Source organism: Cohaesibacter haloalkalitolerans (assembly GCF_003574655.1).
Taxonomy (GTDB): Bacteria; Pseudomonadota; Alphaproteobacteria; order Rhizobiales; family Cohaesibacteraceae; genus Cohaesibacter; species Cohaesibacter haloalkalitolerans.
In genome coordinates, this window is record NZ_QNUM01000004.1 from 65,427 (window position 1) to 77,922 (window position 12,496).

General features: G+C 57.1%; 15 protein-coding genes. 7 read left to right on the forward strand and 8 right to left on the reverse strand.

Features of this window, described 5'->3' with window-relative positions; genetic code table 11:
• Nucleotides 1-4: 4 nt before the first annotated feature.
• Entirely contained in the window at nucleotides 5-664 is a 660-nt protein-coding gene (locus DSL70_RS10910; protein WP_119307973.1) for a PAS domain-containing protein, read from the forward strand.
• Nucleotides 665-824: 160 nt separating this feature from the next.
• Complete coding sequence (locus tag DSL70_RS10915; protein ID WP_119307974.1) at nucleotides 825-1,433, forward strand: PilZ domain-containing protein; 609 nt, start codon at nucleotides 825-827, stop codon at nucleotides 1,431-1,433.
• 127 nt (nucleotides 1,434-1,560) lie between these two features.
• Here the strand turns inward: DSL70_RS10915 and DSL70_RS22235 are convergent, their stop codons facing one another.
• Nucleotides 1,561-1,719, reverse strand: coding sequence for a hypothetical protein (locus tag DSL70_RS22235; RefSeq protein WP_162916583.1), 159 nt, complete (start codon nucleotides 1,717-1,719; stop codon nucleotides 1,561-1,563).
• A 280-nt stretch (nucleotides 1,720-1,999) separates the two neighbouring features.
• Between DSL70_RS22235 and DSL70_RS10920 the strand changes: the two genes are divergently transcribed.
• Nucleotides 2,000-2,581: a transglutaminase-like cysteine peptidase gene (locus DSL70_RS10920; protein WP_245418184.1), complete on the forward strand. Its 582-nt coding sequence runs from the start codon at nucleotides 2,000-2,002 to the stop codon at nucleotides 2,579-2,581.
• A 145-nt stretch (nucleotides 2,582-2,726) separates the two neighbouring features.
• On the opposite strand, the gene DSL70_RS10925 is transcribed toward DSL70_RS10920, so the two are convergent.
• Nucleotides 2,727-3,254 carry a gamma carbonic anhydrase family protein gene (locus DSL70_RS10925; protein WP_119308350.1) on the reverse strand — a complete coding sequence of 176 codons (528 nt, stop codon included), beginning with the start codon at nucleotides 3,252-3,254 and terminating at the stop codon, nucleotides 2,727-2,729.
• Between the two features lie 66 nt (nucleotides 3,255-3,320).
• On the reverse strand, nucleotides 3,321-3,650 hold the full coding sequence (locus DSL70_RS10930) for a DUF6949 family protein (protein WP_205563232.1): 330 nt from the start codon (nucleotides 3,648-3,650) through the stop codon (nucleotides 3,321-3,323).
• Between the two features lie 353 nt (nucleotides 3,651-4,003).
• Here DSL70_RS10930 and DSL70_RS10935 point away from each other — a divergent pair, with 353 nt between their 5' ends.
• Entirely contained in the window at nucleotides 4,004-4,708 is a 705-nt protein-coding gene (locus tag DSL70_RS10935; protein WP_119307976.1) for a hypothetical protein, read from the forward strand.
• A 120-nt stretch (nucleotides 4,709-4,828) separates the two neighbouring features.
• Here DSL70_RS10935 and DSL70_RS10940 read toward each other — a convergent pair whose 3' ends face one another.
• On the reverse strand, nucleotides 4,829-5,044 hold the full coding sequence (locus DSL70_RS10940) for a DUF3126 family protein (protein WP_119307977.1): 216 nt from the start codon (nucleotides 5,042-5,044) through the stop codon (nucleotides 4,829-4,831).
• 205 nt (nucleotides 5,045-5,249) lie between these two features.
• Nucleotides 5,250-6,077, reverse strand: a complete 828-nt coding sequence (gene cysE / locus DSL70_RS10945) for a serine O-acetyltransferase (RefSeq protein WP_119307978.1) — start codon at nucleotides 6,075-6,077, stop codon at nucleotides 5,250-5,252.
• 287 nt (nucleotides 6,078-6,364) lie between these two features.
• Here cysE and DSL70_RS10950 point away from each other — a divergent pair, with 287 nt between their 5' ends.
• A complete protein-coding gene (locus DSL70_RS10950; RefSeq protein ID WP_119307979.1) occupies nucleotides 6,365-7,165 on the forward strand; it encodes an enoyl-CoA hydratase in 801 nt (266 codons plus the stop codon).
• Between the two features lie 126 nt (nucleotides 7,166-7,291).
• Here DSL70_RS10950 and DSL70_RS10955 read toward each other — a convergent pair whose 3' ends face one another.
• The gene (locus DSL70_RS10955) at nucleotides 7,292-8,041 is read right to left on the reverse strand and encodes an alpha/beta fold hydrolase (RefSeq protein WP_119307980.1); all 750 of its coding nucleotides are present in this window, start codon (nucleotides 8,039-8,041) and stop codon (nucleotides 7,292-7,294) included.
• Between the two features lie 249 nt (nucleotides 8,042-8,290).
• Between DSL70_RS10955 and DSL70_RS10960 the strand changes: the two genes are divergently transcribed.
• A complete protein-coding gene (locus DSL70_RS10960; protein ID WP_119307981.1) occupies nucleotides 8,291-8,527 on the forward strand; it encodes a zinc-finger domain-containing protein in 237 nt (78 codons plus the stop codon).
• A 313-nt stretch (nucleotides 8,528-8,840) separates the two neighbouring features.
• Nucleotides 8,841-10,046 carry an FAD-dependent monooxygenase gene (locus tag DSL70_RS10965; RefSeq protein ID WP_119307982.1) on the forward strand — a complete coding sequence of 402 codons (1,206 nt, stop codon included), beginning with the start codon at nucleotides 8,841-8,843 and terminating at the stop codon, nucleotides 10,044-10,046.
• Between the two features lie 99 nt (nucleotides 10,047-10,145).
• Here the strand turns inward: DSL70_RS10965 and DSL70_RS10970 are convergent, their stop codons facing one another.
• The gene (locus DSL70_RS10970) at nucleotides 10,146-11,705 is read right to left on the reverse strand and encodes a S8 family serine peptidase (protein WP_162916585.1); all 1,560 of its coding nucleotides are present in this window, start codon (nucleotides 11,703-11,705) and stop codon (nucleotides 10,146-10,148) included.
• Nucleotides 11,706-11,730: 25 nt separating this feature from the next.
• Nucleotides 11,731-12,489 carry a hypothetical protein gene (locus DSL70_RS10975; RefSeq protein WP_162916586.1) on the reverse strand — a complete coding sequence of 253 codons (759 nt, stop codon included), beginning with the start codon at nucleotides 12,487-12,489 and terminating at the stop codon, nucleotides 11,731-11,733.
• Between the last annotated feature and the right edge of the window lie 7 nt (nucleotides 12,490-12,496).

A 12,496-nucleotide genomic window follows, 5' to 3' on the forward strand; every position in this document is an offset into this window, starting at 1 on the left:
CGACATGAAACATCAGGTAACGCGCGAACTGTTTTCCTATTGGGATGGACTGAGAGGCGGACGAACTGCCCCTGAGCGCAGTGATATTGACCCGGCTGAAATTCACCAGATCCTTGGCGACACCTTCATACTGGAATATGATAACGAAAACAGCCTGACCTTCCGTCTGGCAGGCACCCGCCTGTGTGGCTCCTTCTGCCGCGAACTCAAGGGCCGCAATTTCTACGATCTGTGGAGCACGGAAGATCTTTCGAGCATGAAACTGTTGTTGACTGCCGTTGTCGAAGACGAGGCCGCAGCCGTCATAGGATTCAAGGGCAAGACCGAACGCAATCAGGAACTGGAGTTTGAAGCGATCCTGCTGCCATTGCGCCACTATGGCCAGCCTAAGAGCCGGTTGCTTGGCGCCGCCAGCCCCGTCGACATGCCATACTGGATCGGCATCTGGCCGGTACGGGAGCTTTCCATTTCCTCCATGCGCCTGATCTGGCCTGACGAAAGGCCCGCCTTCATGCGCACCCAGGAGCAGGCCCCAAAGGCCCAGCACAACTTTGGCCTCACCCCAACCACCTCGATCCTGTCCCCTGTCGTCAGCCATGCCCACATCCGACCGGAGCGCCGGATCGGCCATCTGACGGTCATTGAAGGTGGCCGTAGCGATTGATTGGCATTGCATCCACAGCACAACCCTAGGGTATGGCGATTTATTTACGATAGCTTTGAATGAAGCGTGCTGACACAAGGCTTTGTTAACCATGCGGGGAATAGGATGGCGTAACGTTCGTCCATCGTGTCCAACCCTGGCCGGGAAGCAGTCTGTCCTTATGTCGGCAATAGCGAGAAAATCTGTTCTACCGCGCATTACCGAGCGCCGTCGTCATCAACGCGTCAAGGTGAACCTGCTGGGTCGCTTCATGCTTGAGAACAAGACGGAGTATCCGTGCCAGGTCATCAACATGTCGCCGGGCGGCATGGCCATGATCACGCCGATCCGGGGTGAAATCGGTGAACGGGTGATTGCCTATATCGACCACATCGGCCGCATTGAAGGCAAGATCGTTCGCAAGATCGAAGGCGGCTTCGCCGTCACCATCGATGCGACCCTGCGCAAGCGGGACAAATTGGCCTCTCAGCTCACATGGCTTGCCAACCGTCATCTTCTAGACCTGCCGGAAGATCGCCGCCACGAACGTCGCCAGCCGAAGCATCCGATCACCAAGCTGATCCTTGCTGATGGCTCGGAACATATCTGCCGCGTGCTCGACCTTTCCCTTTCCGGTGCCGCCATCAAGACCACCGCCCGCCCGGCTGTTGGCAAGGAAGTCAACATCGGCAAGATCCGTGCCCGCGTGGTTCGTCATCTGGAAGATGGTCTGGCTGTCGAATTCTCAGCCGTTCAAGACAGCACCGCGATCGACAAGAACCTGCGATAGACCGGCTCCCCTTCTCCTGTTGTTGTTAAGAGACCGGACCTCCTCTTGAGGTTCGGCTGAAGGAATTTGCCTGCCCCGAAGGCGTTCCCGCAGCAGTATTGGCAAAGTTATTCGCCGAAATAATGCATCAAAAAGCAGTTTTTTCAATTTTTTTGCCGTTCGGAAGAAGCAACAAAAATACTCTCATTAAAATACAAAGTGAATTCTTGCCACCATAAAGTGCAGAAACAGTTTCTGCTGCACCCGGTGAAAGCAGTCCATCCGCGCTCTTTTTGCTGATGGGCACAATCCTCTTCCCCGCCCTTGCATAAAACTCAAGCCATTGATATTGATGCGCTTTTTATAATTACAATTTTAATCGAAATTGACTCTGACTTTCCGCAAATTAACATCAAATTAAAACTCAATTTCATTCAAATGCCATTAAAATAAAAATACAATTCAATTTAAATATAAGTAGAGTTTTACGACAGTTTCGATAGTTTTTTACTCAAATTTCGCCACGAATATTCGATAAATCTCAAATGAATACTTCTAATAATCTCCCATAACGACGGGAGATAAAAATGAAGAAACGCATTTGGGGATTTGCTTTTTTCAGCCTTGCCTGCCTTGCCATGCCTTGGGAAGCGGCGGCTGCCAGTTACTCACCATTCATGACCATTATGGGCCTGACGTCGGCTCCAATCGGACATGTCAATTTCTGCCGGAACAATCCGTCAGAATGCAATCTTTCATTCAATTCGGATCAGGCCGTGAAGCTGTCCAAGGCGAGCTGGACCAAGCTGATCGAGATCAATACCTATGTGAATGACTCTGTCCGCCCGGTGACGGATGAGGAACAATACAAAACAGAAGAACTGTGGACCTATCCGGGGGCAGCTGGCGACTGCGAAGATTTCGCACTGCTCAAACGGCGCATGCTCATCAAGGCCGGTTGGCCTACCACTGCACTTCTCATCACGGTCGTCAAGGAAAGGAACGGCAATGGCCATGCAGTTCTGACCGTGCGCACGGATAGGGGCGATCTCATCCTGGACAATCAGGATCCGCGGATCCTGCCATGGGATAAAACCCCCTATCACTACATCAAGCGTCAGGCTGCGCTTCATCCTTCACAATGGACTGCCATTGCTGACACTCGCTAATGAGGGAGGGCCCTCGACGGCTCTTTCTTGCTCACACTTTGCTTTGCAATCCTGATCGCGTCCCCACATCCCGTCCATTGCGATCAGGGTGGGCCAGTCGTCCCCGCGGCTGGCCCTTTTTTTCGTCCATTGCGAAAAGGCGGGATCAGAGCGGCTTCAGCTCTGTAGCAAAGCGTTTCCAGTTGAGGACATAATTGGCCGCCGACTGGCGCAACTTGTTGATCGCCTCTTCATCGAGCGTCCGCACGACCTTGCCGGGCATCCCCATGACCAGCGAATTGTCTGGAATGACCTTACCCTCTGGGATGAGCGCCTTGGCGCCGATGAGGCAATTGCGGCCGATTTTGGCATGATTCAGCACCACCGCTCCCATTCCAATCAGCGAATTATCGCCGATGGTGCAGCCATGCAGGATCACGTTGTGGCCAATGGTGCAGTCGGTGCCAATGGTCAGAGGCGCGCCCATATCCGTGTGCAGGGTGCTGCCCTCCTGAATATTGCTCCGGTCGCCAATCGTCAGCGGTTCATTGTCACCCCTGAGGACTGCGCCGAACCATACGCTGGCGTCCTGACCGAGAATAATCTTGCCGATGAGGCTGGCGTTTGGTGCCACCCAATAGGAACCGTCCTCCGGCACGCTTGGTTTGAACTCTCCGAGTTGATAAAGGGTCACGGCTTCCACCTTTCAGAACTGTCTGGATATCGTTGCGTCAACTGATAGCCAGTGTCGACAGCGAGATCAACTCATTGCGTTGGCAGCAACCGAAAGAACGTTGAGCAGCAGCACCCCGGAACAGGCGCTCCAGACACTGGCAATTGCAGAAGAACCGAAAAGCCAGCCAATGGGCCGATGCTCAAGCCGCCGCCCGCGCAAGGCATTGCGCATGATAATGAAGGGGCCAGCAAAGGTGCAGATGACCACCGAGAAGAATACCCCGGGCCAGCTGTTGATCGTTACGCGGAACCCGGCTGGCCGTTGCGCCGTGATCTGATAAAGACTGGCCAAAATGCCAGCGCAGACAAAGCCCACCGAGGTGACATAAACAAGAGCAAACAATTCAGGTCCCACGACTTCCATCCTTTTCTGGTTTTGCCAGATGCCACTTGTGTCAGGTTCCAGAGTGACCGCAGTCCGCAGTGCCCTTATCAAAATGGGGCAATTCCAAGCGAAACAGCAAACCCGACGGCCACAATGTCTCATTGTGACACAAGGGCCGATCTCTCCTTAATAAAGGAGCAAGACTCGTGCCGACCGAGATGACGCCCTTTCTGTCTGTTCCTATTTCGTCATAAGCAAATGCAAGCGGTTGTGTGCGTAGTTCCGTTTGGACGATTGAAGCCTTGCGGAGGATTGCCTAGAGTCGGGGCGAATCCCGGCGCACTTTTCCTGCCATCCCCGCCAAAGACTAAGATGAGAATTCGATGCAGCATCAGACACCGGAAGAGCAGGGTTCGACACAGAGATGGATCTTCTTCATCCTGATTGCCGGCCTGATCGCCATCACATTTCTCTATGTGCTCAGTCGTGTCTTTGAATATTCAGGCCCGAGCCTGATCAACAGTCCCTACAGCTTCGAGACGTCACCCCGCCAGATCACCATTGGCGACCGACGCCTGTCGGTGCCGGAGAATGTCATAAGAAGCGCAGAACAGCGCACAGCCAAAACCCTCAAGCAGCTTGATCTGGTCTTCCTGTGGCCATCCATGGAAGGCTTCAGCCGCGAGAAACAGGTCGCCTTCAGTGACGCGACCGAAGCCTCCAGCCTGCTCTTTGTCTCGCTCAGCCAACCCAGGGAGCTGTTGCAGAGCTCTGAACGGCTGTTCAGCGTCTACAGCCAGTTTTTCACCGGCACGCCGATCAAGGGACCGGCAGCACTCATCGGCTTCGAAATGGACAAGGCATCCGGATTTGGCGGCGAGATCATCTATTTCAAACCGGAAGCGAACGAACCCTTCGTCGCCCGCTGCATTGCATCAAACGACAAGGAACCGGCCTTTTGCATGCGGGAGATCACCCTTGGCGGCAATCTTCAGGTGAGCTACCGGTTCCGCCCTCATCTGCTCAAAGACTGGAAAAGACTCGATGCTACGCTGCTCGGGCGGTTGAGCAAGTTCCTTGTGCCTTAATGCGGGCCTGCCCGGAGCAACAAAAAGGCTGTCGCCCCGGCAGGGGATCGACAGCCTTGAATTTCGGATCGGCTCTGCGGCTTGATCATCAACACGGCAACAGGACGTTACCGTGTGACATCAAGCCTCTTCCAGGTCGTAATCGAGAATCGCCATGGAGAAGTTGTAGGACAAATCACCATCTTCCTCATCGCGGAACAGCACGCCGACAAACTCATCTTCAACATAAACCTCTGCGGAATCATCCTTGCGCGGACGGGCGCGCACTTCGAGGTTGGCAGACTGAAGGGTCTTGCGCATGAAAGCTTGAAGTTTTGCCAGTTCGGTCTTGTCCAAAATAACCTCCTGCAGGTTACACAACACTGATCACAATAAACCAATCAAGGATTGATCAAAAAATCCGGGCGGGTTGGCGCCCCACCCGGAACTCATGACCGGTTGAGTGGCATAGCACACCTGCAGAGTAAAGCCGGTTTCCACATGATTTCAAGTTTTTCTGCGTGGATAAACGAACAAATGGACGCAGAACCACCGTTAAGGCTCAATCTGCGTCCTGAAGAATCTGGTTCATGCTGATGGCTGGCTCGGCACAGCCAGCCTGCCCGACCACCTTGGCCGGAACCCCGGCCACCGTGGCATTGTTCGGCACAGCCTTGAGCACCACCGAGCCGGACGCCACGCGAGAGCAATTGCCGATTTCGATATTGCCCAGCACCTTGGCACCGGCACCGATCAGCACACCATGGCGGATCTTCGGATGACGATCCCCGTCCTCCTTGCCCGTGCCACCCAGAGTAACACCCTGAAGAATCGAAACATCATCCTCAAGAACCGCGGTTTCACCGATGACGATCCCGGTCGCATGGTCAAAGAAGATGCCCTTGCCAAAAGATACCCGCGGGTGAATGTCCACCTGATAGACCTGAGAGCTCACGCTCTGCAGATAGAAGGCGAAATCCTTGCGGCCGTTGTTGTAGAGCCAGTTCGCCAGACGGTGGGTCTGGATCGCATGGAAGCCCTTGAAATAGAGGATGGGATCGACAAACCGCTCGCAAGCCGGGTCACGATCGGCCACAGCCCGGATGTCCGCGCGCATCGCTTCGGCAATGAACGGGTCAGCCTCGCAGGCCTCACGATAGGCCTGCCGGATCGCTTCCGAATCCATGGCAGGATTGTGCAAGCGATCAACAATGCGATGAATGACCGCGTTTTCCAGCCGCTTGTGGCTGAGAATGGTTGAATAGATGAAACTGCTAAGCACCGGCTCGGTGCGCACAATAGTCTCGGCTTCCGCACGCACGCGCTCCCAAACAGGGTCAATGACGTTGGGCTGTGTGTAAGCGCTGTGGCTAAGGCTTGCCTCTACCATAATATCTCCGTTTCCCGCATCCGGGCGAAACGACACGATGTCGATGTGTGCCCTTGTGAGCAGCAAGGGGCGTGATTGTCAGTTGCTCATAGGGCCAATTGAGGTGGTCCCTGTCATTCGAGCTACCCGGCAAAAGGGGTTTTGCCGAAATCGCCTAGTCCATTCGCATGCCTTTTGTTTGGCATACAATCTCGCTACAGATAGGCTGCGTAACACGGGTCTTCAAGAATAAAAACCCACTCTTTTAGGCCTTGAGTAAAAAATTATCCCACAAAGTTAGCACAGATATGACCGACACCCAAAATTCAGACAAGATCCTGATCGAACGCAGCGGTGCCATCGGCCGCATCGTCATCAACAATGAAGCCAAGCGGAACGCCGTTACGCTGGCGATGTGGCAAGCCATACCCTCCGCCCTCGGAGAGCTTGACGCCGACCCCGCCATTCATGTCATCGTCATTGAAGGGCGCGGCGACAAGGCCTTTGTCTCCGGCGCCGACATTGCCGAGTTTGACACGGTGCGCAAGGATACCCCCTCGGCCACCCATTATGACGACGTCAATGCGGAATGCTACCGTGTGGTCCGGCAGGCATCCAAACCGACCATCGCGCTCATCAAGGGCTTCTGCATGGGTGGCGGCTTCGGGCTGGCGGCAGCCTGCGATCTGCGCCTCTCCAATGAAGCCGGAAAGTTCGGCATTCCCGCCGCAAAGCTCGGGATCGGCTACCCCACCCGCGCCATCGCCGACGTGGTCTCCATCGTCGGACCGGCCAACGCCCGGGAAATCTACCTCACGGCGAAGGTCTACAGCGCGGCGGAAGCACAGAGGATCGGCTTTCTCAACGAGGTCTTTGCCGACGAAACATTCGACGCAGAAGCTGCGGCCTATTGCCAGTCAGTCGCCCGCCTCGCCCCGCTCAGCGCCAGCTACCACAAGGCCGGCATCAACAATGCCATCGCACAGGAAGGCTGCGTCTCCCTTGACGCGCTGTTCGCCATGGCCAGCACCTGCCTTGACAGCGAGGACTACAAGGAAGGGCGACGGGCCTTTGCCGAAAAGCGGGCTCCGGTCTTTGAAGGCAAATAGTTCGGCCCCAATCAACCGGCCAGTGAGAGCATAAAGTGACGCCGGACCGATAACAGACAAATATGAGAAAGGGAGCAGCGGTCAGACCGTGCTCCCTTTTTGCTTTCCGACAGTGCCTCAGGAGCGTTACGCCTCGGCGAAGAACTCCAGAACGGCCTTCTTGAAAACCTTGTCCCCGACAGCGACCATGTGGTCCCGCCCGGGAATATCGCAGATGCGGGCATCCGGCAACACGTCGGCCAGTTCCTTGGCTGTGCCCGCAATGGCGTCGCGCGTGCCAACAGCCACCAGCGCAGGCACCTGCAGTTTGGACAACTCATCAACCGAGATCTTCTGACGCGAAGACCCCATGCAGGCCGCCAGCGCAAACCGGTCGCTCTTGGTCTGGTCGGCAAACTGACGGAAAGCCCGTCCGACCGCACTGGTCGCCTTGGCTCCGTCCTCGGCCTTCAGCGCATCAATGATCGGTTGCGGGTCGCCCGTGCCGTTGATCATGCCGCCACCGAGGCCACCAAATACCACCTTCTTGACCCGCTGGGGATATTTCAGCGACAGGAAGGCAGAAATCCGCGCCCCCATGGAATAGCCCATCACATAGGCCTGTTCGATACCGAGATGGTCCAGCAGCGCCCGCGCGTCTTCCGCCATCAGCGGCGACGAATAGAGCGCCGGATCATAGAGCTTCTCGCTCTCCCCATGGCCGCGATTGTCAATCGCCAGAACACGATAACCGGCCTGGGTCAGGGTCTGAACCCAGCCCGGATTGACCCAGTTGACCGTCTTGTTGGAAGCAAAGCCGTGAATGAGCAGAACCGGTTCGCCAGCTCCCTCATCGAGATAGGAAATCGTGTAATCGTCTGATTTGAAATAGGGCATGTCAAAATTGGATTCGCATTAAGAGAGAAAGCAAGCTGTCGCTCACACCTGTGTCTTCTTAGCAGCTTGGCACAAAAGCGCAATCGGCAAACGAGGCGAATGGAGCGGCCTCTGCTGGAAAAGCCGCAGCGAATATACGTATATCTTTGGATAGGGGCAAGGTTTAAACGGACAGACAATAGGAATCTCCGGCGCAAGGCCTTATGGTTGGCGACATACGGAATCCATTGCAAAAGAAAGCGGTTTACAATGGCCAGCTCGAATATTCCTCATTTCAAGAATGATCAGGGCGTACCGGTGATCCACATCGGATCAAGGGAATTCCAGTGTATCGGCGCGACGCCGCCTCAGGATCATCCGCATATCTTTCTCGACATGGGTGACGCGGAAGAAATTCTCTGCCCCTATTGCTCGACCCTCTACAAATATGACGAAGATCTTGGCCCGACCACGACCCGTCCGGCGGGCTGCTACCACGAAGACTGATCCCTCGTTTGCTGCGCGCGGCGGAACGTTGAAAAGTTGCAATTGTCTGCACCCCAGTCACCAATCTGGGGATGAGGAAATGTGACGATTTTGTGACATCCTTACGAATTGGGCACTTTTGTTTTTGATCAAGACCACCTATAAGAGGCCCGACTAATTTGCCCGTGGCTTTGTTTGAGTCTGTTAAAAAACGCAATCTGCTCTATCGGATAGCCTTCTTGCCGCTTATTGTGGGAAGAAGCCTTGAAGAGGCCCTTGCCCGTATTGGCCCAGCGCCAGAGTGAACAAGAGGACCAGTTCGAAAGATCCTGTCATGACCGAACGACTGCCGATCATTGTTGCAGGTGCTGGCCCGGGCGGCCTGTCCGCAGCCCTCGCAATCGCCTGCAAGGGCTTTCCTGTTCTGCTGCTAGAGCGCAACCGGATCCCCACCGAGGTTGGCGCCGGTATCCAGATTTCGCCAAACGCCACCAACAGCCTCAAGGAATGGGGCGTCTGGCCCTATATCGCCAAGCTGGCCGTAACCCCTGACAAGATCTGCATCAACTCCGGCGTGACAGGCGCCAGACTGTCCGAGATCTCAACCAGTGACATCTCCAATCGCTTCGGCGCTCCCTACATGGTCATCCACCGCGCCGACCTGCAACAGGCGCTCTATCATCGCGCCAGCCAGTCCGACCTCATCGAAATGCTCGACGAACGGGAGGTGCGCGAGATCACCGAAACCGAAACGGGCGTCGAGGTTCGCTGCAAGCTGGCTGATGGGGAACAGATCTTCTACCGTGGTGCGGCCCTGATCGCTGCCGATGGGGTCTGGTCGCGCATCCGGACGGACTATTTCGGCAACAGCCCGGCCGCCTATAGCGGCAAGACCGCGTGGCGCGCCACCCTGCCCATGCAGATGGTGCCAAGCAGCATCGACAGCGACAATGTCGGCCTGTGGCTTTCACCAAAGGCCCACCTCGTCCATTACCCCATCGTTTCGGGGCACATGATGAATATCGTGGCGATTGTCGATGAAGACTGGTCGGAACAGGGCTGGAACACAAAAGGCGACGCCGTCTGGCTCAACAAGCGCTTTGCCCGCTGGCCACGTGAGGTCAGGGATCTTCTGGCCGAGCGCGACGACTGGCTGAAATGGGCACTCTGTGGTCAGGATCCGACCCAGCCCTGGGTGCGCGGCAAGGTGGCCCTCCTGGGGGATGCCGCCCACGCCATGCTGCCGTTCATGGCACAAGGAGCAGTGATGTCCATCGAGGACGCCGCCATTCTCGCCCGCGCTCTGGACGAGGTCGACGGCTCCATGGAAGATCGCCTCGCCGCCTATGAACAGGCCCGCAAGAAGCGCGTCTGCCGCGTCGTCAACCGGGCGCGCCAGAACGGCCGCATCTATCACATGCGCGGCCCGCTCGCCATGGCCCGCAATCTGGCCATGCAAATGATGCCTGCCGGGCAGATGCTCAAGCAGTTCGAGTGGATCTATGGCTGGAAGCCGGAAGACGTGAAGTTCGGTCTCTGACCATCTGCAGGGCGGACGGGACGTATGGCAAAGGGGCGCCAAGACAGTGCCCCCTTATAACGCCCCAAATTCTTTCCGCGATCTGTGCCTCTTCGGCCCCTATCGGGTATCCCCTTCCCTCAACACCTTGGATAGATCAAGCCGACCAAAACCGAATTGCGGATCGCGACCCGCTGGCCCGAGATCTTCGGTGCTCCGCGACAGGCGGGTCTTGATTTCTGCAAGCCCGAGCCCCGGCTCCTTCTGCAAAAGAAGCGCAATCGAGCCGGAAATATAGGCCGTCGCCATCGAGGTGCCCGACTGCAACGCGAAACCTTCGTCTCCGGCAGCCACCAGCACATCGACACCGGGCGCAGCAAGCTCCACCTTGTCCCCCTGATTGGCAAAGACATAGAGCGCATCGGCATCATCGGTCGCGGTGACCGCGATCACCGACGGATAGGCGGCAGGATAGGCCACCGGTGCCTCACTGCCTTCGTTGCCAGCCGCAGCAACCGCCACGACGCCCCGCTCGGACGCCTTGGCAAGCGCCGCTTCCATGAGCGCATCCCGGCCGCCGGCAAAGCTGAGATTGAGGATCTCGGCCCCCTGCTCCACGGCCCAGTCGATCCCGCCCACGATATCGTAGCTGTCCGCCACCATGTTGCCCCGTTCATCGGCCCGGAACACCTCGGCGGAAAGCAACGACACCTTATCAGCGATGCCGCGCATGCCGGATCGCGCCGCGATGATCGAGGCGATTGCCGTGCCATGTGCTGGTACCAGCTCCCCTTCGGCCGCATCGGGAAAGGCCGAATAGTGCGCAGCAACCACACCGGAAACAGCCGGATGGGAGGCATTGACGCCACTGTCGATGACAGCAAGCCGCACCCCTTCGCCACTGACGCCCTCAGCCATCTGCCCTGTTCCCAAGCCCAGCCGGTCAAACGCATACTGCAGCCCGGCAAACGGTGGCTGCGGCACGGAAGTGCCATCATCGGACGGATAGTAGAAATAGTCAGGCTGGGCCCTGAACACCCGCTCGTCACCGGCCAGTTGCAGGATATCCCGCACCGACATGCCCTCCGGATAGGCCAGCTTCAGAACATACTGATCCAGCAGCTTGATCTTCGTCTGCTCGATCAGATCCAGCCCATAGTCACTGAGAAAAGTTGCCACGTCGCTCTCGGACAGGCCGGGATTGAGCGTCACCACAAATTCGGTGTCACTGGCCCACGGCTTGTCTCCGATGGAATAAACCCGCGGCTTTGCCGCAGCCACACGCAGGGTTTCTGGCAATTCAATGCGCGGGGTTTCTCTTGGTGGCTTGGGTGAACGGGCCTGTTGCGAAGGCTTGCGCGGTGCAGGCCGATAGCCCTGCCTTGGTGGCGGCGCCTCGGGTGGCGCATAGTCAGGCGGCGGCTGGCGCATCTGATTCTGGCGACTGATGCCGTCGATGATGGTCAGTCCCAATCCCAGCCCGACACCAAAGGCAGCACCGGACCCGATCCCGCGAGACCCGCGACGATGAGGCTCTGTGCCGCGTCGCGGATAGTTCGGGATATAGCGCTGATCTGTGTAGGTCTGGGCACCGGCAGCCCCGGGCAGCGCCACAACAGGCACGGCCAGAAACCCGGCAACTATCAGGGTTATAGCTGACTTCTGAATGCTGAAGCGCATGATCGTCTCCCCGGCTGATCCGCAGCTACTGGCTTGCGGATGCGAACTGAACCACGTCATTCCTTGCCTTGAGTTGTTCCAGAACAGCCTCTATTCCTCCGGCTGGCAGATGGTCCTGAGCAATCACGATCTCATAGAACCCGCCCGCCTTGGGACCGTCCTTGACAATGGCGCCAAGCTCCTTCAGCAGGCCATTGACCGCCCCGACGCTTGCGTCCTTGCTAAAGGCTACAAGCAAGCTACCCGATGACATGCCGGCTTGCGAAAGCGTTTTCGCCTGAGGTCCGGCAGCAGTGGTAAAGGTGCTGACAGACGGAATGTCCGTCGTCTGGCTTCCGCCATGAACAAGATTGCCGATGATAACGGCCTGAGCAACGATCACGACAGCAACCGCCGCAGCGACAAATTGCATCGAAGGGCTCGAAAGACCGGCGAGGAAATCCCGGATCCAGCCGGACAGCCCGCGCCCCGCACGGCCAGAAGCCGCAACCGATGCGACAAGGGATGCCGCCGGTCCGCTCTTTGCCTCAAGCGCATCGATCGAGCCCAACAGACGGTCAAGCCCGCCAGCGGACGGTGCGCCAAGCGCTGCATGCTGCTGCTCCACCGCCAGAGTTTCCTCGGCGATGAGGTCGAGCTGCCTGTGCATTTCGGGGTGAGCGGCGAGATAGCTTTCCACCTTCTCGCTATCATCAGGTTCCAGCAGCCCCTTGGCAAACCAGGGCAGGAGCTTTTCGATTTCCGGATCGTAGGTCATGTCTTTTTCCTCAACACTGGTATCCATGGGCTTC

Bases quoted from the DNA above. Each gene is read 5' to 3' on its own strand.
- DSL70_RS10920 (WP_245418184.1), top strand. From the start codon at position 2,000: ATGAAGAAACGCATTTGGGGATTTGCTTTTTTCAGCCTTGCCTGCCTT.
- DSL70_RS10955 (WP_119307980.1), bottom strand. From the start codon at position 8,041: ATGCCCTATTTCAAATCAGACGATTACACGATTTCCTATCTCGATGAG.
- cysE (WP_119307978.1), bottom strand. From the start codon at position 6,077: ATGGTAGAGGCAAGCCTTAGCCACAGCGCTTACACACAGCCCAACGTC.
- DSL70_RS10950 (WP_119307979.1), top strand. From the start codon at position 6,365: ATGACCGACACCCAAAATTCAGACAAGATCCTGATCGAACGCAGCGGT.
- DSL70_RS10935 (WP_119307976.1), top strand. From the start codon at position 4,004: ATGCAGCATCAGACACCGGAAGAGCAGGGTTCGACACAGAGATGGATC.
- DSL70_RS10965 (WP_119307982.1), top strand. From the start codon at position 8,841: ATGACCGAACGACTGCCGATCATTGTTGCAGGTGCTGGCCCGGGCGGC.
- DSL70_RS10975 (WP_162916586.1), bottom strand. From the start codon at position 12,489: ATGGATACCAGTGTTGAGGAAAAAGACATGACCTACGATCCGGAAATC.
- DSL70_RS10960 (WP_119307981.1), top strand. From the start codon at position 8,291: ATGGCCAGCTCGAATATTCCTCATTTCAAGAATGATCAGGGCGTACCG.
- DSL70_RS10910 (WP_119307973.1), top strand. From the start codon at position 5: ATGAAACATCAGGTAACGCGCGAACTGTTTTCCTATTGGGATGGACTG.
- DSL70_RS10915 (WP_119307974.1), top strand. From the start codon at position 825: ATGTCGGCAATAGCGAGAAAATCTGTTCTACCGCGCATTACCGAGCGC.
- DSL70_RS10970 (WP_162916585.1), bottom strand. From the start codon at position 11,705: ATGCGCTTCAGCATTCAGAAGTCAGCTATAACCCTGATAGTTGCCGGG.